At 69.8% G+C, this 16914-nt stretch carries 18 protein-coding genes; 7 read left to right on the top strand and 11 right to left on the bottom strand.

Annotation, left to right across the window (positions count from 1 at the left end; genetic code table 11):
• Window positions 1-38: 38 nt before the first annotated feature.
• Complete coding sequence (locus INT49_RS16110; protein WP_193118777.1) at window positions 39-533, bottom strand: GNAT family N-acetyltransferase; 495 nt, start codon at window positions 531-533, stop codon at window positions 39-41.
• A gap of 21 nt (window positions 534-554) precedes the next feature.
• Window positions 555-1148 (bottom strand): TIGR03086 family metal-binding protein, encoded by a 594-nt coding sequence (locus tag INT49_RS16105; protein ID WP_193118776.1) that lies wholly within the window; start codon window positions 1146-1148, stop codon window positions 555-557.
• A gap of 146 nt (window positions 1149-1294) precedes the next feature.
• On the opposite strand from INT49_RS16105, the gene INT49_RS16100 reads away from it, so the two are divergent.
• Window positions 1295-3379, top strand: a complete 2085-nt coding sequence (locus tag INT49_RS16100; RefSeq protein WP_226850743.1) for a HelD family protein — start codon at window positions 1295-1297, stop codon at window positions 3377-3379.
• A gap of 55 nt (window positions 3380-3434) precedes the next feature.
• Here the strand turns inward: INT49_RS16100 and INT49_RS16095 are convergent, their stop codons facing one another.
• A complete protein-coding gene (locus tag INT49_RS16095; protein WP_193118774.1) occupies window positions 3435-4526 on the bottom strand; it encodes an NADH:flavin oxidoreductase/NADH oxidase in 1092 nt (363 codons plus the stop codon).
• 99 nt (window positions 4527-4625) lie between these two features.
• On the opposite strand from INT49_RS16095, the gene INT49_RS16090 reads away from it, so the two are divergent.
• Entirely contained in the window at window positions 4626-4943 is a 318-nt protein-coding gene (locus INT49_RS16090) for an ArsR/SmtB family transcription factor (protein WP_193118773.1), read from the top strand.
• A gap of 457 nt (window positions 4944-5400) precedes the next feature.
• Here the strand turns inward: INT49_RS16090 and INT49_RS16085 are convergent, their stop codons facing one another.
• Window positions 5401-5826, bottom strand: a complete 426-nt coding sequence (locus INT49_RS16085; protein ID WP_193118772.1) for a winged helix-turn-helix transcriptional regulator — start codon at window positions 5824-5826, stop codon at window positions 5401-5403.
• A gap of 111 nt (window positions 5827-5937) precedes the next feature.
• On the opposite strand from INT49_RS16085, the gene INT49_RS16080 reads away from it, so the two are divergent.
• Window positions 5938-6828 carry an oxidoreductase gene (locus INT49_RS16080; protein WP_319021663.1) on the top strand — a complete coding sequence of 297 codons (891 nt, stop codon included), beginning with the start codon at window positions 5938-5940 and terminating at the stop codon, window positions 6826-6828.
• A 3-nt stretch (window positions 6829-6831) separates the two neighbouring features.
• Here the strand turns inward: INT49_RS16080 and INT49_RS16075 are convergent, their stop codons facing one another.
• Window positions 6832-7302: a GNAT family N-acetyltransferase gene (locus INT49_RS16075; protein WP_319021662.1), complete on the bottom strand. Its 471-nt coding sequence runs from the start codon at window positions 7300-7302 to the stop codon at window positions 6832-6834.
• An 82-nt stretch (window positions 7303-7384) separates the two neighbouring features.
• Here INT49_RS16075 and INT49_RS16070 point away from each other — a divergent pair, with 82 nt between their 5' ends.
• A complete protein-coding gene (locus INT49_RS16070) occupies window positions 7385-7750 on the top strand; it encodes a TraR/DksA family transcriptional regulator (RefSeq protein WP_226850741.1) in 366 nt (121 codons plus the stop codon).
• Window positions 7751-7776: 26 nt separating this feature from the next.
• On the opposite strand, the gene INT49_RS16065 is transcribed toward INT49_RS16070, so the two are convergent.
• The 3 genes from INT49_RS16065 to INT49_RS16055 all read right to left on the bottom strand — a co-directional run bounded on the left by INT49_RS16065 (window position 7777) and on the right by INT49_RS16055 (window position 10871).
• On the bottom strand, window positions 7777-8361 hold the full coding sequence (locus INT49_RS16065) for a dihydrofolate reductase family protein (RefSeq protein ID WP_193118770.1): 585 nt from the start codon (window positions 8359-8361) through the stop codon (window positions 7777-7779).
• 228 nt (window positions 8362-8589) lie between these two features.
• The gene (locus INT49_RS16060) at window positions 8590-9885 is read right to left on the bottom strand and encodes a sialidase family protein (RefSeq protein WP_193118769.1); all 1296 of its coding nucleotides are present in this window, start codon (window positions 9883-9885) and stop codon (window positions 8590-8592) included.
• Window positions 9886-9899: 14 nt separating this feature from the next.
• Window positions 9900-10871, bottom strand: a complete 972-nt coding sequence (locus INT49_RS16055) for a peptidoglycan-binding protein (RefSeq protein WP_193118768.1) — start codon at window positions 10869-10871, stop codon at window positions 9900-9902.
• Window positions 10872-11322: 451 nt separating this feature from the next.
• On the opposite strand from INT49_RS16055, the gene INT49_RS16050 reads away from it, so the two are divergent.
• Window positions 11323-11814 carry a hypothetical protein gene (locus INT49_RS16050; protein ID WP_193118767.1) on the top strand — a complete coding sequence of 164 codons (492 nt, stop codon included), beginning with the start codon at window positions 11323-11325 and terminating at the stop codon, window positions 11812-11814.
• Window positions 11815-12046: 232 nt separating this feature from the next.
• Here the strand turns inward: INT49_RS16050 and INT49_RS16045 are convergent, their stop codons facing one another.
• Window positions 12047-13123 carry an aldo/keto reductase gene (locus INT49_RS16045; protein ID WP_193118766.1) on the bottom strand — a complete coding sequence of 359 codons (1077 nt, stop codon included), beginning with the start codon at window positions 13121-13123 and terminating at the stop codon, window positions 12047-12049.
• Between the two features lie 182 nt (window positions 13124-13305).
• On the opposite strand from INT49_RS16045, the gene INT49_RS16040 reads away from it, so the two are divergent.
• A complete protein-coding gene (locus INT49_RS16040) occupies window positions 13306-13863 on the top strand; it encodes a dihydrofolate reductase family protein (protein ID WP_193118765.1) in 558 nt (185 codons plus the stop codon).
• On the opposite strand, the gene INT49_RS16035 is transcribed toward INT49_RS16040, so the two are convergent.
• Window positions 13820-14329 carry a hypothetical protein gene (locus tag INT49_RS16035; protein WP_226850739.1) on the bottom strand — a complete coding sequence of 170 codons (510 nt, stop codon included), beginning with the start codon at window positions 14327-14329 and terminating at the stop codon, window positions 13820-13822. The genes INT49_RS16040 and INT49_RS16035 overlap by 44 nt on opposite strands.
• A 336-nt stretch (window positions 14330-14665) precedes the next feature.
• On the bottom strand, window positions 14666-15028 hold the full coding sequence (locus tag INT49_RS16030) for a ClpX C4-type zinc finger protein (protein ID WP_193118764.1): 363 nt from the start codon (window positions 15026-15028) through the stop codon (window positions 14666-14668).
• 198 nt (window positions 15029-15226) lie between these two features.
• On the opposite strand from INT49_RS16030, the gene INT49_RS16025 reads away from it, so the two are divergent.
• Window positions 15227-16453 (top strand): MFS transporter, encoded by a 1227-nt coding sequence (locus tag INT49_RS16025; protein WP_226850751.1) that lies wholly within the window; start codon window positions 15227-15229, stop codon window positions 16451-16453.
• The last annotated feature ends 461 nt before the right edge of the window (window positions 16454-16914 follow it).

Here is a 16914-nt window from a genome sequence, read left to right as displayed (position 1 = left end):
GTAGGCGCGGCGCTCGGCTCGAGCCCTCGACGATCGAGCTACTCCGCCGCGTCGGCCGGCCTTTCGAAGATGACCCGCGATGCCGCAAACCCCTGTGCCTCGAAGAAGCGGTGGGCGTCGGTGTTGAAGGACCACGAGTCCAGGCGGATGGTGCTCGCGGAGGCCTGCCGTGCACGCTCGGCGATCTCGTCCATGAGGAGCTCGCCCACGCGCTGGCGGCGGGCACCCGCATCCACCGCGATGTGATGGACGTACATGGCCGTGTGCGCGAGCTGGAAGGGGGATTCGGGTCGCGAGGTCACCTCCGCCAGCAGGTATCCGAGAGCGTGACTGTCGAGGTCCTCTGCGATGAGCACGATGAAGTGATCGGCGAGGCGCGCGGTCAGGAACTCACGCAGCGCATCGCCATCAGCGGGTCGGAACAGATCCGGTCGGCCCTCGGCGTGGAGAGTCTGCACCTGGGCGGCGAGACCGGTCAGCGCCTCGACGTCGTCGCTCGTGGCGTCGCGTACGCGGATCGCGGGGCTGTCCATGGCTCGAGGGTAGCGGTGTGCTCAGCGCTCGCGCGCCGCCCCCAGCCAGGCAGGGTCGCGTCCGGTCAGGCCGAGGAGGCGGTCCATCGGTGGCGCCGTCTCCGATATCGGCACGCGCGGGGCGAAGAGCCCCTCGCCCTCCGGCATCGGCGGCAGGGAGGACAGGAAGTCGATGAGGGCGAGCACGTCGTCCTCGGGGGCGTCGAACGGCTGGCCGGTGGCGCGGGCGAGCTCCCAGCCGTGGACCACGAGCTCGTCGAGCACGAACATCCCTGCCGCGGAGGCCAGCAGCGGCACTCCGCCCTCGACCGTCTCCCCCTGCCACGCCGAGGGCGGCCCCCAGGCGCGGGCCAGGTCGGCCAGCTGGACCGGGATGCGTTCGCGCCAGTCGGGTCGCAGCAGATCCGCGTCCCCGTCCCGCAGCTCGGACTCGGGCACAGGCTGCTTCCGGGCCGCTGCCTGCAACCCGGCCGACAGGCCGTCGACGTGCTCGAGGAGATCGCCGACGAGGTACTCGGTCGACGGGGTCGGGTGCGTCAGGGCCTCCGCGGGTACGCCCTCGACGATGGAGGCGATCGCGTCGGCGGCGGGGCGGAGGTCTCGCGGTTCAGCCATGGTGACATCGTGGCAGATGTCGTCACGGTGCGCGCCGAGATGGCGTGCTCACGGGCAGAGCTCCCGGGGAAAGTCAACGTTGTGCATCTGCCGCCCGATCCCCATAGTTGGTGGGGGTCAGAACGGCGGGGTGCATGGGGGAGCAGATGAGCAGGGCAGGTCAGAACGAGGATCAGGCAATCCAGGCAGAGGTCGAGCAGCGCGCGCTGGAGGGGATGTACGCGCATCTCGACGCCGATCTGCAGGCACGGGAGACGGCGCGGGACCGCGTGCTGGCAGAACCGGTGGAGGGCCCCGCGGGCACTCACGCGCGGGACCTCGAGTTCCATCGGCTGCAGGACAGGATCGGTCAGCTGCGTGCCGCGGAGCAGGGCCTGTGCTTCGGTCGCATCGACCGTGCGGAGGGCGGCGGGAGCCTGCACATCGGACGGATCGGTATGCGCACGGATTCCGGGGACATCCTCCTGGTGGATTGGCGCGCGGAGGCTGCGCGGCCCTTCTACGCGGCGACGATGGCCCACCCGATGGGCGTGCGGAAGCGCCGCCACCTGCGGGTGCAGCAGCGTCGGGTCGTGGACCTCAGCGATGAGATCCTCGACGGCAGCCCGCCGCTCCCGGAGGACGTCGTGGGCGACGGCCCGCTCGTCGCCGCGCTCGGCGGGGCGCGCACCGGGCGCATGCGCGAAGCGGCCTCGACCCTCCAGACGGAGCAGGACCAGATCGTCCGCTCACCGCACCGCGGGGTCGTGGTGGTCGACGGCGGCCCCGGGACGGGCAAGACCATCGTGGCCCTCCACCGCGCCGCCTATGTGCTCTACGCGTGGCCGTCGGTCGCCGGCCACGGAGTGCTCGTGCACGGACCGAACCAGCGGTTCCTGACCTACATCTCCGACGTGCTGCCCTCGCTCGGCGAGAACGACGTGCAGCTGTCGACCCTGTCGGACCTCGTGCAGGCGGACGCACAGCGCACCGAACCCGATCACCTGGCGCGGCTCAAGGGCCGTGCCGAGCTCGCGGACGCCCTGGCGGCATGGGTGCGCGACCGGGAACCGCACGGTGTGCCGCTCGAGCTGCGCACCGCGCACGACGCCCTCGTGCTGGACCCCGCCGTGGTCGACGCGGCCCGGCGCTTCGCGCTGCAGGGCGGGATCGGCCACAACCCCGCCCGCGAGCTGTTCACCGAGGCCATCGTCGAGGACCTGGTCACCGAGCTGGAAGCCCGCGCTATGCAGGAGGACGCCGACTTCGAGCACGAGGCCGAGGCGCTGCTCGGCATCAGCTTCGACCGCCTGGCCGAGAAGGACCTCGGGAGCTCCGGGGCGGGCGGCGCGAGCAGCTCGGCCTCTGTCATCCACATCGACTGGGAGGCGATCCGCGACGAGCTGCTCGAGGATCCCGGCATCGACCGCGCCGTGGAGCGGATCTGGCCGCGACTCGAGTCGGAGCACGTCGTCCGCGGCGTGCTCGGTGATCCGGCGGCTCTCGCGGCGGTGCTCCCGGATGCTCCGGCCGAGGAGCTCGCGGCGATCGCGAAGGGCGCTCCGGGGGAGTGGACCGCCGCGGAACTCGCGCTGCTCGACGAGGCGCGGGCCCTCGTGGACGGTCCGCCTGGCGAGACGTTCGGCCACGTGGTCGTCGACGAGGCCCAGCAGCTCTCCCCGATGCACTGGAGAGTGCTGATGCGCCGCTGCCCGGCACGCTCCATGACGGTGGTGGGCGACCTCGCCCAGGCCGGCCCGACCACGACGGTGCGGACCTGGGCCGACGCCCTGGAGCCGTTCGTCCAGGACCGGTTCCTCCACCACACCCTCACGGTCAACTACCGCACCACCGCCGAGATCCTGGAGACGACGCGGCCGCTGCTGGCGAGGATCGCCCCGGACCAGCAGCTCTCTCGCTCCATCCGTCACGGCCAGCCGCCGCGGGCCGTCACCGTGGAGCACGGAGACATCGAGGCCACGCTTCATTCCCTGATCGCCGAGCTGGGCGCGGCGCATCCGGGTGAGCTGATCGGCGTCGTCGCGACCGCTGCGAAGGCGCCGGCGCTCGAGGCGGCCCTGAGCTCGACGGGAGTCACGGTGCTCGGCGCGCCGGAAGCCCGTGGCCTGGAGTTCGACACCGTGCTCATCGTCGACCCGGCCGCGATGGAGAACGCGGGGGACGCGGGTCTGCGCGACCTGTACGTCGCGCAGACCCGCGCCACTCAGCGCCTGGTCACGCTCGTGCCATGACCCTCAGCAGCGCTGACCTATCACGCCCAGGGTCAGCGCTGCGAGGGGCTGGTCGTCACAGCGCGTAGGCGTACTGCTCGATGAACCGCGGGGTCGTGCCGAGCTCGCGGGCCGCGTGGTTGGCCCAGGAGGGATCGCGGAGCATCTCGCGCCCCACGAACACGGCGTCGGCCTCGCCGTCGCGGATCAGCTGGTCGGCGCGCGCGGCGTTCTTCACCCGGCCGACGGCCGCGACCTGCACGTCCGTATCGCGGCTCAGGCGCGCGGCGTAGCGAGTCTGGTAGTCCTCCTCGTGCGGGATGGGCACGACGTCGGAGCCGCCCGAGGAGGCGTCGACGAGGTCCACGCCGTGCTCGCCGGCCCATGCGGCCAACTGGGCGGACTGCTCGTAGGTCCAGCTCTCGCGGGCGTCCTCGGGGTTCTCCTCCACCCAGTCGGTGGTGGAGATGCGCAGGAAGACGGGCTGGTCCTGCGGCCAGACCTCGCGGACGGCGTCGATGACCTCGAGCACGAGCCGCGCCCGCCCGGCGAGGTCGCCGCCGTACTCGTCGGTGCGCTGGTTCGCGAGGGGCGACAGGAACGAGTGCAGCAGGTAGCCGTGCGCCGCGTGGATCTCGGCCACCTGGAAGCCGGCCTCGAGGGCGCGGCGTGCCGCGTCGGCGAACGAGGTCACGACCGCGGCGATGTCCTCCCGGCTCATCTCCTGGGGGACGGGGCCGCCGGGGAACGCGACGGGGCTGGCCCCGTGCGGCGTCCACCCGAGGGCGTCGGCGCCGAGCCAGTCGCCGCCCTCCCAGGGGCGCCCGGTGGAGGCCTTGCGCCCGGCGTGCGCGAGCTGGATCCCGGCCACCGCGCCCTGGGCGCGGATCGCCGCGGCGACCCGGGCGAAGTCGGGGATCTGCGTGTCGTTCCACAGGCCCAGGTCGAACGGGGAGATCCGCCCCTCGGGAGCCACGCCGGTGGCCTCCAGCACCACCAGGCCCGCCCCGCCGGCGGCCCGCGCGGAGTAGTGGGCGAGGTGGAAGTCCGTCGGACGGCCGGCGGCAGCGGCCGACGGATCCGCGCTGTAGGTGCACATGGGGGACATCCAGGCCCGATTGGGGATCTCGAGGCCGCGGAGCTGGATGGGGGTGAACAGGGTCGTCACGGGAGACGCCTCCAGGGGATTGCCGGTTAGTACGACAGGGAGCGTACTACGGGAACCCTAGTACTATGGGTGCTCGTCCCGACCGACCAGGAGGCGGCAGTGCGTACCCTCGATCACCCCGACGTCCAGGAGATCGCCCTCGACCAGGTGCTCTCCGCGCTCGCGGACCCGATCCGGCGCACGATCGTCGCCCAGCTCGCCGACGGGCACGACGACCAGGCCTGCATCGCCTTCGAGCTCCCGGTCACCAAGTCGACCTCCACCCATCACTTCCGTGTGCTGCGCGAGGCCGGCGTGATCTCGCAGCGCTACCGGGGGACCGCCATCCTCAACTGCCTGCGCGAGGACGACCTCGCTCACCGGTTCCCAGGCCTGCTCGACGCCGTGCTCGCCGCGGAGGCGCCGACGGGCCGCTGATCTTCCGGGCGTGTGGCTGACGGATCGGGGTCTCGCCTCGGCTCCCGCTCGCTAAGAAGGCCGGAGGAGGTACCTCCGGGAGACCCTCACTGTATGCACTGAGAGTCTCACTGTAGAGAGTGACGTCCTCACTGTAGAAAGTGACGCCCTCACTGTGCAGAGTGAGGCCGTGGTTCGAGCGAAAGCTCTGTCAGCGCCGGGTGGTCATGAGTCGATGCGGAATCGTCACGCAGATCGAACCCGTCGTTCCGGCGATCTCGCTCTCCGTGTCGCGCACTGATGGAGCACGGCCCGGACGGAGCGAGCGGTCGGCCCGGGATCAGCTGATCGAGCGTCGACGCATCGCGACGATGCACGCGGCGCCGAGCAGTGCCAGCGGAGCGATGATCAGGGAGAGTGCCGGGCCCGCGGCCTCCACCGTCATCCCGAGCTGAGACGCTGAGGGCGACCCCGGTGATCAGCTGTGTGCGTCGTCGAACCGTGCCTGCTGCGCCGAGACCTCGTCGCGGTGCGTCTCGGCCCAGCGCTTGAGCTGCCGGACCGTCTCGTGGAGGGAGAGCCCGAGGCTCGTGAGGTCATAGGTGACCGTCACGGGGACGGTGGCGGTCGCCGTCCTCGTGACCAGTCCGTCCCGCTCGAGAGTTCGCAGCGTCTGCGACAGCATCTTCGGGCTCACGCCCGCGAGGACTCTGGACAGCTCGGAGTACCGCATCGGGCGTGGCTCCCCGTCGCAGTCCGGGCCGCTTCCCAGCGCGGAGAGCACCAGGGTGACCCACTTGCCGGACACCTTGGCCAGCAGCTGCTGGCTCGGGCACGCGGCGAGGAACGCGTTGTACTGCGTCTTCGCCTCGGCCTTCTTCTCTGTCGCGGTCATCGTCGCCATGGATCCTCACTCAGGTATCAACACACTTCTAGGTAACTACTTCCTAAAAGGTAGCAGTGCAGTCAGGATCGTGGACATCACGCAGTTCCCCACACCATGAAAGGCACTCCCATGAGCTCTACCCTCCCGCACCTGCCCGGCGGCACCTGGACCCTCGGCGACGCCACCGTCTCCCGCGTCGGCTACGGCGGCATGCAGCTCGCCGGCCCGGGGGTCGTCGGCCCCCCGGCGGATCACGACGAGGCCCTCGCGGTTCTCCGTCACGCGGTCGGCAGCGGGATCACGCACATCGACACCGCGGAGAGCTACGGCCCCCGGGTCGTCAACGAGCTGATCCGTGAGGCCCTGCATCCTTACGCCGCGGATCTCGTCATCGCGACGAAGGTCGGCGCGCGCCGCGATGTGCAGGGGGGTTGGCCTCCCGCACGGACGCCCGACGAACTCCGCGCGCAGATCGACGACAACCTCGACACCCTCTGGCTCGATGCCCTCGATCTCGTGCACCTCCGCCTCGGCGATGCCGGCGGGCCGGTTCCCGAGCGGATCGGGGACGCGTTCGAGGCGCTGGTGGATCTGCAGCAGCAGGGCGTCATCCGGCACCTCGGCGTCAGCAACGCCACCGCCGAGCAGGTCGAGGAAGCGCAGTCGATCGCGCCGATCGTGTCCGTGCAGAACATGTACAACCTCGCCAACCGGTGGGACGACGCGCTCATCGACCGCCTCGCCTCCGAAGGGATCGCCTACATCCCCTTCTTCCCCCTGGGAGGCTTCACGCCGCTGCAGTCCGACGCGCTCACCGCCGTCGCCGCCCGTGGGGGCGCGACGCCGATGGCGGTCGCCCTGGGATGGCTGCTGCATCGCTCCCCGAACATCCTGCTCATCCCGGGAACGTCCTCCGTGGCCCACCTGCGCGAGAACATCGCCGGTGCCGCGCTGACCCTGTCCGAGGCTGATCTCCGTGAGCTCGACCGGATCGCCGACAGCAGTGCCGTGACTTCGTAACAGCTAGCGAGCGGTGATGTCGTCGACAAGAGTCATCGACCAGGCGACTTCCTGCTCGAGCTGACCGCTGGCCGCGAAGAGCCGTACCTGATGTGTGCGGGGCAGCGCCGTGGCGAGCTCGTCGCGGTCGGCCGGGGTGAAGCCGAGGCTCTGCCAGAACGGGCCCGAGCGACGCGAGAAGAGCCAGGCCCGTTCGGCCCCGGAGGCACGTGCCTGCTCCAGCGCGAATCGCGCCAGCCGCGAAGCCGCCCCACGGGCCCGGTGGGCCGGCGCGACGGCGACGCTGCGGATCAGAGCATGGGCGGAGTCCTCGCTGAGCTCGAATCCTGTGGTCCCGACGACCACGCCCAGTTCGTCGCGCTCGATCCAGATCTGCACGGTGGGCTCCTCGAGCCCGGCGAGCGTGAGGTCCACGTCCTGGAGGAAGCCGCGGAGCTCATCGGCATCGGAGGTCGATGCTGGTTCGAAAGTCACGGGCGCATTCTCCTCGATGCCGAGGGCGGCCGTCGGAGGGTCCGTCCACTGTCTTCTCGTGATCTCGAGGCACACTGTCCTGATGGATGATCGTCCGCAGAACTCCGACATGACCCGGGATCGTGCCACACAGCTCGCGTCGCGCCGCCGCGAGGTGCAGACGCAGCTGGACGAGGTCGAGCAGGAGCTCACGGCGCTGCGCCGCACTCGCGAGGGCGCGTCGGACGACGACGAGCACGACCCCGACGGGGTGCCTCTGTCGGAGCAGTGGTCCCGGCTGGAAGGGTTGAGGCTCGCACGGACCGAGGCACTCGCCGGGATCGACGAGGCGATGGCGCGACTGGAGCGCGGGGAGGACGGGCTGTGCCGGCATTGCGGGAAACCGATCGCCCCGGCCCGGCTTGCGGTCCGCCCCGAGGTGACCACCTGCATCGACTGCGCGCCCTGAGCGCAGCAGGTGCGCAGCGAGCGCTGTCAGCGCACGACGTCGTAGACGAGCTTCACCACGCCGTTGGCGTAGGCGGCCGTCTCGCGCAGCGCCAGATCGCGTCGATCCTGGTCGGAGGTGGGCAGTGCCCGCTTCCCGGTGCCGAGCGTCACGGGGAACAGCAGGATGTTGTACCGGTCGATGAGGTCCGCGTCGCCGAGGCGGCGCGCGAGCTCGGCGCTCCCATGGATGAAGATCGCGCCGCCGTCCCCGTGCTCGTCCCGCTTCACCTCAGCGACGTCCTCGGTGCTGCGGAGGATCCGGGTCTCGCCCCAGCCGTCGACCAGATCCGCCTCGTCGAGCGAGCTCGAGACCACGAGCTTCGGGATGTCCTGATAGGCGGCGTGATCGGCGGAACCGTTCCACTCGGGCGCGAAGTCCTCGTAGCTGCGCCGGCCGAACATGAGCGCGGAGGTCTCGGCGATCTCCTCGCCCTTCAGGGAGAAGGCCTCCGGGTCCATCGGTGTGCTGAGGACCCAGCCGCCCTGAGGATGCCCCTCCACCACCCCGCCGGGGGAGTCGACGATGCCGTCGAGCGTCATGAAGCCGGTCCAGACCAGTTCGCGAGCCATGATGTTCCCTTGGGGTCGAGGTGGCTGGAGGACGTTCTCGTCCGGGTGCTCGATGCACCGAGGCCATCAGGTGCAGGGTAGCCATCATCTGTCTGCGGCGCAGTAGGAAAGCACCCCATGGGGTGCCGCGACGACGACGGCGGGCCGGCGCCCGGGTGATTCCAGGCACCGACCCGTCGTGTCACCCACGGCGGCCGCGTCCCGGCGGGTCCGGGACGGGTTCGAGGCTCACGCCAGGGTGATGCGACGCCAATCGATCCGGTCCTTGGCGTCACCGTCCTCGTCCCCGGCCTCGTGCAGGAGACCGAGCACCGCATCGTCGAGCATCGTCATGTCCGAGTAGCCCGCACGCTCCGAGGGGACGTCGAACGCCTTGGCCCAGGAATGACCGGCATCCTCTGAGGCGAAGACCGCCATATGCTTGCGTTCCTCGGGGTCGGTGGGTGCCGAGTAGAGCAGGCGATCCCCCGGGTCCCCTCCGTGCTGGTCCCGGTTGATCAGGGCTCCGTGGACACCCGGTGTGGTCTCGAGATCCTTCACGATCTCGAAGGTCGCGGTCTCGAAGGTCTCCCCGCCGTCGGTGCTGCGAGCGACGGCTCGTGACCGGGACGTCGACTTCTCGCCGTCGTCGCGGAGACGGCCGATGGCGATGAGCGATCCGTCGGCCGTCTCCTCGACGCCGACCTCACCGAAGTGGGCGACGCTCTCGGGCCCGGAGATCCCCTGACCCTGCGTCCAAGTGACCCCGTCATCGTCGCTGACGATGATCGCGCCCTTCCGGCCCTCGTAGTACACGCCGGCGGCCAGGCGTCCGGCATGCTCGCCGTGCACCATCTGGATGCCGTGCTGCGGGCCGGTCCCGTACCAGCCGTCGACCGGGGCGATGTCGTCGCCCTTGAGCTGGTCCTCGAGGCTCGAGGCCTCCGACCAGGTCTTCCCGTCGTCGTCGCTGTGCATGACGAACGGGATTCTCTTCTCCCGGGTCCCCGCCTGATTCCAGGTGGTCAGCAGGACGATGCGGCCGGCGTTCTTCCCGTGGGTGAGGACGATGGGCACCGGATTCCCGCGGGTGGCCTGGGCCGTCCCGCCCCACGGGTTGCCGGTGAGGATCACCTCCTGCGGATCCCAATCCGTGCCGCCGTTCGAGCTTCTCTTCATGACGATGTCGATGGACCCGTCGTCGTAGCAGAAGTCCACCCCCGCGAAGGGGCGGCGCCCTTCGACGAAGGCGATCGTGGTGCCTGCGGGCGTGGTCACGAGCGAGGGGATGCGGAAGCATTCGAACTCCTCGCTCTGCCTGCCCTCGAACAGCGTGAACGACGTGTCGTCGGCTGCTGCGGGTGCGCCGGGTGCGCCGGGTGCGCCGGGCGCACTGGCCGCGACCGCTCCGCCGGGACGTGCGTCGGCCGACGCCTGCGGGGCGCGGAGCGTGCCGGCCACGCCGGCGGTGCCGAGCACCGCCGCACCGATCGAGCCGACGATCGCCGCCCGGCGAGTGGGGCTGCTGGGTGTCGAGGTCTTCACGATGACCACCCCTCTCAGTCGGTGATCTTCGGGTAGCGGTAGGGCTCGTAGCTCTCGCCGTTCCCCGAGTCGTAGGGGTAGGAGATTGCCCGCTTCGTCGTCTCGTCGAGCGAGCCGCCGACCTGCTCGAGGCCCTCGTACTCCGTCTGTGCGTCGTCCGTCCACCCGTTGAACAGGACGACGTGGCCGTAGCTCTGGCCGTTGGCACCAGGAGTGATGAGCAGGGCGTCGCCGGGCTTCAGGTCATCCTTCTCGATCCGTTCGAGGACCTCCGGGAGCTGCCCCGTGCCGGTGCCCGTGTCCCCGTCGCTGCGCCGCAGGTTCCAGGCCATCGAGACGAAGCCCGAGCAGTCCGTGCGCCACTGCTTGCCATCGATGCCCGGGCTGGCCTTCTTCATGCTGTACGGGCGCGGATCGTCGACCCAGAACATCGCCCGCTCGATGACGTCCTCGCGCGAGATCTCGGCGTTCGGCTCGCCGCCGACTGGCTCCCTGACCCGCTCGACGTCGAGAGCCTTCATCGTCTCGACGCCCGCCCTGCCCGTCGGCTCGAGCCCGTCCTCGGACGTCTGGAAGGCGGTGACCGCCTCGGCGGTGGCGTCATCGAAGGTCCCGGACGCCTCGATGTCCAGCGCGCCCTGCACGGCGCCGATCACCGACTTGAGCTCCGCCACGGTCTGCGGGCCCGGCTCGCCGTCGACGCTGAGGAGGCGATCCTTCTGGAAGGCCTTGGTCGCGGCTGCCGTCTCCGGGCCTGTCTCGCCATCGATCGCGCCGCTGTAGTAGTCCAGGCCGTGAAGGCCCGTCTGGGCGGTCTTCAGGGAGTCGTCGGCGGCGGAGGCCCGCAGCGGGACTGCGAGGATCCCGGTCGCGGTGAGGAGCCCTGCCGCGCCGATCCCGCGGAACAGCGTTCGACGGTCCAGCTCCTGGGGAGCGGGGGTTCGGCGCGTGTCGGCCGAGATGGTGGATGTGCGGGTGGTTGCCATGATCTGTCCCCGTTCATCGTGCAGCGTGGATCCGCGCGTTCTGCCGGACCCCTGTCATCCCCGCAAGAGATGGTCCGCATCGACGATGCAGCGCCATCGCGGTGCAAGGTGGCATCGAACCTGCCCGATCGCTCCACGGCGAACAACCCTGGGGCTGAGAGTTCACGCAGGGTTCATGGCTCGACCGGGAGCGAGCGCCTCACCATGCTGGCGGGGCAGCCTGTTGTTGCACAGAGGGGCAGGTCAGGCCCAGGTTCTCTGTCATGCTCCATCGAGGAATCGGGAGGTCCGCCACGGCGTGATCCGTCCTGGGAGGCGCGACGAGGACGGCTGTACGGCTCTCCGAGCCGACCTGCGCACTTGTGATCTGCCTGACGGCGCGCATAACGTTTCGGTCACGGGCAGATTGCTCGGTCGGCGTGTGGTCGGCGAACACGATGGGAGTTCCGTCATGACTGAACAGAACAACTCCGGACAGTTCGGCACTCAGGACGAGGAGCAGCAGGGCGGCAGCTTCGGCGGCGGCCAGGACCAGCAGGGCCAGCAGGAGCAGGGCGGTCAGGGTGGCTTCGGCGGTGCGGATTCCGGCCAGGAGAGCGATCAGGGCCAGGGCGGCGGCTTCGGCGGCGCCGGCCAGAACCAGGACCAGGGCGGCGGCCAGGGTGGACAGGGTGGCCTCGGCGGCGCGGACTCCGGCCAGAGCCAGCAGAGCCAGGGCGGCCAGTCCCAGCAGGGCCAGGGCCAGGGCGGCTCCTCCGAGCAGGGCCAGGGAGGTCAGGGTGGCTTCGGTGGTGCTGATTCCGGCCAGGAGAGCGACCAGGGTCAGGGCGGCGGCTTCGGCGGCGCCGGCCAGAACCAGGACCAGGGCGGCGGCCAGGGTGGACAGGGCGGCTTCGGCGGCTCGGACTCCGGCCAGGACCAGCAGGGCCAGGGCGGCTTCTGATCAGAGCCGCCGGGCGCCACGAGCGCCCGCGTGACGACGAGGGGCGGCCAGCAGGCCGCCCCTCGTCGTGCGTTCCGACCGGCGGTGGGTGAGCCGCAGGAAGTTCCGCTTATTCCGGCAGGTGCCCCTGATCCATCGGGAGACCTTCGAGCTGCCCGTCGCAGACGGCTGCAGAGTGCTGCCCGGGTCTCTGCGCCAGTGACCTGGAACTGCAGCGTCGTCCCGCCCGGTGTCACCCGTCCTGGCGAGCGTCCAAAGCGCGCTGGTGCTCCTGGTAGAACTCGGTCTCGGCCGGCTCGGGGCGGTCCTGACCGTTGAGCAGGCGGTGCCACAGCGGGTAGTAGGCCGGTTGCTGCGAGGCCAGGGTGATCCGGTCCCGGGCCTCCTGGGGGAGCGTGAGGTCGGCGGCGGCGAGATCCTCCTGGAAGTGCTCGAAGGACCGCGCCGCGATCACCGTGCCGTCCACGCCCGGGCGGTCGAGGATCCAGGAGATGACCACCTGGGGGATCGTCCACCCCAGATCGCCAGCGATCTCGTCGAACAGCTCGATGAGGTCGTAGGCGCGAGCCCAGTCCGTCACGTGCGGCTCGGGCCAGCCCGCGCCCTGCCGCGTATCGGGCGGAGTCTCCTTGCCTCGGCGCACCCTGCCGTTCAGCAGGCCCTCGCCCAGCGGGCTCCACCCGAACGTGGCGACGCCCAGGTCGCGGGCGGCCGGGATGATCTCGTACTCGATCTCCCGCGCCTCGGGCGTGTAGTAGACCTGCTGCGCGATCGGAGCCTCGAGCCCGGCCTGCCGCGCCTCGTAGACCGTCTTGGTCAGCTGCCAGGCGCTGTAGTTCGACACGCCCCAGTAGCGGACCTTGCCGGCGCGGATCAGGTCGGTGACGGCCGAGATGGTCTCGAGGATCGGGGTCTGACCGTCCCACTGGTGCATGTACAGCAGATCGAGGTGATCGGTGCCCAGGCGCTGCAGGCTCTCCTCGACCGCACGGGTCAGGTGATACCTGCTCGCTCCGGAGTCGTTGGGCCCGTCGCCCGTGGCCGTGCGCGCCTTCGACGTGAGGATGATGTCGTCGCGACGCGTCCCCAGCGCCTTCCCCAGGACGCGCTCGGCGTCGCCGGCCGAATAGATGTTCGCCGTGTCGACGAAGTTCACGCCGTGGGAGATGGCCTCGTCGAGCTGCCGTCGGGCGTCGTCCGCCGTGAGCCCGGCGATCTTCTCGAAGCCTCCTCCCGAACCGTAGGGGACGGTCCCCAGAGCCAGACGGGAGACGTAGAGACCGGAGTGACCAAGACGGACGTAATCCATGAGAAGCATTCCTCTCGCGCAGTCGCAGATGCTCGCTCCGTGCGGAGCGAGCAGCGTTCCTGCGACGGTACGTCACCCCTGCTCCCGGGTCACTCCTGCTCCGGGGTTACTCCTGCGCTCTGGTGAGGAGGTGCTGCGCTATGTCCCTCGACGGCATGGATCCGACGGCATAGATTCATGGCATGGGTCTTCTGACATTCAGCATCAACGTCACCCTGGATGGCTGCGTCGATCACCAGGAGGGCATCGCCGATGAGGAGACGCACGCCTACTTCACCCGCCTCATGGACGAGAGCGGCGCGATGCTCTGGGGCCGCACCACCTACGAGATGATGGAGGACTACTGGCCGGCGGTCGCCCGCGGCGAGGTCGACGCGCCACCGGCGCTGCACGCGTGGGCGCGCTCGCTGGAGGACAAGCCGAAGTACGTCGTCTCGGCGACGCGCAGCGACTTCCCGTGGACCAACAGCCACCACCTCGTCGGCGACCTGCGCACGGCGGTGCAGGACCTCAAGGATCGGACCCCCGAAGGGGTGCTCGTCGGCAGCGGCACCCTGGCTACAGAGCTGGACCGACTGGATCTGGTCGACGACTACAGATTCCTCGTCCATCCTCGGATCACCGGTCACGGCCCCACCCTGTACCAGGGCGGGCTTCCCCGTACCCGTCGACTCGATCTGATCTCGGCGGAGCCGCTCAGCAACGGCGCGGTCGCCATGCACTATCGGCGGGCTGACTGAGTCCCGTCGCGCGATGGCGTGCAGCCATGACTTGCCGTGAGGGTGCCTGCACCCGAGCTCTGAGGACGTCGAACTCACTCCCGGGCGCGTTCGGATCGAAGTCGTGGGCGATCAGCCAGTGCGCCACCGTGAGGCTGCGCAGTGACCACCAGGCACGGATGACCTGCCGGTCCGCGCCCTCGCCATAACCCTCGAGCAGGTCGTCCAGACGGTCCTCCTGCCCGAGCATCACGATGGCCAGGTCGAACAGGGCATCGCCGCAGGACGCCTCGGACTCCCGGGCACGGCGGCGATCGCGAGAACGGGCGGCTCGCGCCAGAGGACCCGCGGGGTCGGCACCGGTGCCAGAGCCATTGCCTGAGCTTCGATGTCGGCGTGCGCCGTGTCGCCATTCACCTTCAGGAACACGTCGCCAACGCGCAGCGCCGCGCTCGATGTGCGCGACGACTACCTCGACCTCGTCCATACGGGCCATCGTGGCAAAGGCCGTCACCGAAGTCGCCGAATATTCTGTGGGCAAGCCTCGCGGCGAGCGCGCTCCGAATGGGGCCGACGGCAATCCGGCTGAGATGGGTGTTCCTTCGGCGAGGTATGTCCCTGGCGACGGCCGGAGCCAACCGTTAATTACCTCCCAGCGCCTGTCATGCGGGAGTGACCCAGTGTCGGGCGCATCGAGGGCGGGTCTTCTGGCGGGCGCTTTGGTGCGGAGACGTTCGCGGCACCGTGTTGTCAGTCTGGCCCGTGGGTCGCCGGCGTCTGCCGGGGCTCCAGCGGGACCTGCGGGCGATGGGCCCCGGATGTCTCAGTCCTTCTCGACGTGCCGGAACTTCTCCCACGCCGACTGGCGCGCTACGCCGAGTCCCGTGCCGATGGTCTCCCACGACGCGTCCCGCTCACGCATGTACGCGACCAGGTCGCTCTGGAAGCGATCCAGCTGGGGGCGTTGCCGGGTGACCCCGCGGAGCATCCGCACCAGCTCGTCCTCGGTGAGCGCGTCGAAAGCGGTCGTGGCGACCTCAGTGCCGTCGGCGAAGGACCGCGCTGCCTCGCGCGCGCAGTCGCCGCAGATCATCACGCCGAGACCGCCGAGGAGTGGTCGCTCATCGGCGCCTGGGAGGCCGCAGAATCCGCAATGCATCTCGGAGATCTCGCTCGGTGTGCGCATGCTCCGAGTCTAGAGACCGGCTTTCCGGCCCGGACCCGCGAACGACCGGACGCGAGCCTCTCACTGCGATTGCTCGACGCCAGCAAGTGCGTCAGGGTAGCCTGACGAATGTGTCGTCAGGACATCCTGACGTAGGGCGTCGCGGTCCCCACCGAAGCGACGACGCTCATTCAGCAACTTCTGGAATCGACGGTGACCATGCGCAGGATCCTCATCGCTACGCTCGGCGAGTCGACCGGTGATGACGCCGTGCGCACCCTGCTGCCGCTGATCGCGGTCACCACCCTCGGAGTCGGGGGCGGCTTCCTGGGCCTGCTGAACGCTTTGCCCTTCCTCTGGTACCTGTGTGCTCACCGCCAGATCGGCTCCTCGGTCGACGCACTCGGGCACCGACGTTCGGTGATGCTCGGCAACGCCATCCGGGTCCTCACCGTGGGGGCGTTGATTCTCCTTCTGGCCATGGGTCACCTCTCTGTGCTCATGCTGTTCGTCCTTGCGGCGGCGATCGGGCTGGGCGATGCTCTCTTCACGACCGGGCACAGCGCCATGGTCCCTGCGGTCGTTGGCCGCGAGCGCACCGCCGACTGCTATCAGCGCATCGAGGCGGTCAGCGCGATCACTCGGATCTCAGGCCCGGCGGCGGTCTCCGCTCTACTGCGCCTGGCTTCCCCCGCCGTTGCCCTTGGCCTCGGGGTCGTGGCCTATCTGCTCAGCCTGCTCACCCTCGCTACGCTGCCGCGCCGGCCGGGCGAGAGCGCCGAGCCGACGCCATCGACGCGGTCCGACTCTCCGACGCCCGCGCCGACCGCGGAATGGACCGTCCGCAGGGTGCTTTCCACCCCGGGGCTGGGGCGTCTCACGCTCGCCACGACGCTTTTAAATGCCGCGGCGATGATCTCGAGCACCGCTCTGGTGCTCTTCGCGCTGGAGACTCTGCGGCTGTCACCCTCGACGGTCGCCCTGCTCACCGCGGCAGGAGCGCTCGGGGCGCTCGTCGGCGCCGCCTCTTCCCGCCCCCTGCGCACGCGCCTCCCTACCGGCTCTGCAAAGCTGCTGGCCACCGCTGGCGTCGCTCTGAGCAGCCTGGTCGCTCCGGCTGTGCTGCTGGTGCCTGAGGGACAGGCCGTGCTCCTCGGGGCCGGAGAGCTCCTGGTCGCCGCGGGAGCGACGGCGTCCGCGATCGTCGGCTCCGATGTGCCGGCGCGTCTGATCCCTCAGAATCATCTCGGCCGGGCCTTCGCGGCGATCCGCCTGCTCACGATCGGGGTGATGCCGGTGGCGAGCGTGCTCGGTGGTCTGCTGGTCGCCTGGACGTCACCCGTCGTGGCATTGCTCAGCCCCGCGGCGGTTGCGGCCCTCGCCTGCATACCGCTAGCCCGGGTGCGTCACTGGTCTCCGCCGACGCTGGCCGAGGAGCCCACCTGAGCATCCCGAGGGCCGACATAGTCTAGGTTGTTTGCGATCCGCTCAGACAGCAGAGACATCAAGATTGAACCTGGGCGGTTTCAAAGCTCCTCGAAGCCTGCGCGTGCCACTGGGATGTGTCCTGTGATGCAGATCTGTCTCGAAGATCGCTCTCCGGGCAAAGCGAAGGGGCCCACCAGTGGTGGGCCCCTTCTCAGTCTTGTGTCCGCAGGGGGAGGCCGTTAGCCCACGAGTCCCGCGGCTCGCTATGTACTCCAGCATACTGTCTGCTATGCCAGATGCAAGAGCTGAGACAGTGGCCGTGATCAGAGCCCTATCGGCTCCCCGCATGTCCACGTACTTGAAGGTGACAAGCGGTGATGAGGGGCGCGCCCTTGAGCTGTACGGCTGGAACGCACGCATTTCGGAGGAATGATCAGAACCTGTGGATGGTTCTCGGCGGGGTGACGTGCAAGGGGCGC

This window comes from Brachybacterium tyrofermentans, assembly GCF_014897585.1.
Lineage (GTDB): Bacteria > Actinomycetota > Actinomycetes > Actinomycetales > Dermabacteraceae > Brachybacterium > Brachybacterium tyrofermentans.
Note: the sequence above shows the minus strand (reverse complement) of the source record. Positions and strands in the feature narration are given on the sequence as shown.